Source organism: Nitrobacter sp. Nb-311A (genome assembly GCF_000152905.1).
In the GTDB taxonomy this organism is placed as follows: Bacteria; Pseudomonadota; Alphaproteobacteria; order Rhizobiales; family Xanthobacteraceae; genus Nitrobacter.
Window position 1 is genome coordinate 77,391 of the sequence record NZ_CH672422.1, and the last position, 1,868, is coordinate 79,258.

At 61.3% G+C, this 1,868-nt stretch carries 1 protein-coding gene and 1 pseudogene; one reads left to right on the forward strand and one right to left on the reverse strand.

Annotation, left to right across the window (positions count from 1 at the left end; all coding sequences use genetic code 11):
* The first annotated feature begins 19 nt into the window (after positions 1-19).
* Positions 20-884, forward strand: a pseudogene (gene istB, locus NB311A_RS18365) (IS21-like element helper ATPase IstB).
* Positions 885-1,184: 300 nt separating this feature from the next.
* Here istB and NB311A_RS18370 read toward each other — a convergent pair.
* Positions 1,185-1,625, reverse strand: coding sequence for a P27 family phage terminase small subunit (locus NB311A_RS18370; RefSeq protein ID WP_040675987.1), 441 nt, complete (start codon positions 1,623-1,625; stop codon positions 1,185-1,187).
* Positions 1,626-1,868: the final 243 nt, after the last annotated feature.

Here is a 1,868-nt window from a genome sequence, read left to right on the forward strand (position 1 = left end):
ACCTCCGGAGGACCATCTGATGGAACGAACCCAAATCTTCGACCTCATGGTGTGAGCTCAAACTCTACGGAATGAGGGCTGCCTTCGACGAGATCATGGCGACGGCCGTCAAGCGCCAGCACGAACCTCAGCACATCGTCGGCGACCTGCTCAGCGCCGAGATCAACGAGAAGCAGGCGCGGTCGATCAAGTACCAGCTCACCATCGCCAAGCTGCCATTGGCCAAGGATCTCGATGACTTCCAGTTCGAAGGCACGCCGATCAATCAGACGCTCGTCAATGATCTCGCCGGCGGCGGCTTCATCGCCCAGCAGCGCAACGTCGTGCTCGTCGGCGGCACCGGCACAGGCAAAACCCACCTGGCCATCGCAATCGCCAGAAGCTGCATCCGATCCGGCGCCCGCGGTCGCTTCTACAACGTGGTCGACCTCGTCAATCGCCTCGAGATCGAGACCCGTAACGGACGTCAGGGCCGGCTTGCCGAACATCTGACCCGGATGGACTTCATCGTGCTCGACGAACTCGGATATCTGCCCTTTGCCCAATCCGGCGGCCAGTTGCTGTTCCATCTCGTCAGCCGGCTCTACGAGCGTGCTTCCGTCATCGTCACCACCAATCTCGCCTTCGGCGAATGGCCCAGCGTGTTCGGCGACGCCAAGATGACCACCGCGCTGCTCGACCGGTTGACCCACCACTGCGACATCGTCGAAACCGGTAACGACAGCTGGCGCTTCAAAAGCCGCGACGACGATCACGCCACCCGCGCTCGTCTCGTCTCCGCAATCCCGGCCAGCTCCGACGAGTCGAGCGCTACCCTCAAACCACGCCGCGCGAAGGGGTCAAAATTGAACGCCGATACGGGGTCAAATTTGCGAGCCGATTGACAGCCGCGGCGGAATCGCAACCGGCCGGTCGCATTGAGCCAACCGAAGAGGCTCCCGGCGCAGAACATATGCCATGGCAGCGGATGGAAGGGCTCCCCGGCCTTCGCGCCGGCCGTGACCGTCAGAACCGCCGGTAGGAATTCGAGCAGACGGAAAGCTTTTACCTCCGGTCGCCAGAAGATCCCTCGCGCCTCGCCATCACGGATGTCCCGCAGATGCCGCTCGCCGGCGGCGATCGCGAGTTCGCCGGCGATGACCCGGCCATCGACCATATCCCGCGCGTAAACCGTGATCGGGTCATCAGGATACTGGCTTGAGGAAACGATTAGCGGGCCGCTCTGCCCGCGCCTTCCTTTCGACTTTTCCCGCACTGTTACGCCGCCGCGGGCTGATGCCGAGTTCGGCCTCGAGCCCGGCCGCGGCCTCGGCCGCTTGCTTCATGATCGTCCATCCGGGATGCACCATGGGGACTTTCGTTCGCGGTGCCTTCTGGACCACACCACTCTTCGCGATCGCGCGCGCCTGGCGCTCGAATTCGATCGAGAACATAACGTAACGCTTGATCGCCGGGCCGTTGACCACCGCCAACGTACCGGCCTTTGCCATTTCGCCGATCACGCTGCGCCAGATCTCGCCGGCGAGTTCGCGATCGGCGACCACTTTGAAGATTTTCGACCAGGTCGGTTCCGGAGGAGCGCCGGCGCCGCCCTCAATGATTGCGTGGCTGGCGTCCGATAACATGGTCACCGCCGAAACTCCCCTTCAGAATTTTGCTCGCAGTGCGCATGATGGGGGGCCGCCGGTCCACAACTGAAAACCTGCGAAGTTTTTGCCCCCCGGGGTCGTTCCGTACTCGAAAATTTTTGAAACGGGATTCCACGTAGAGGCATTTTTTTACCTCGGGTCTCGTCGAGATTAGGATTTTATTCCCAATATTATACTTGACGTACCCAACGGGACATGAGATTCTGACTGCATTGGAGA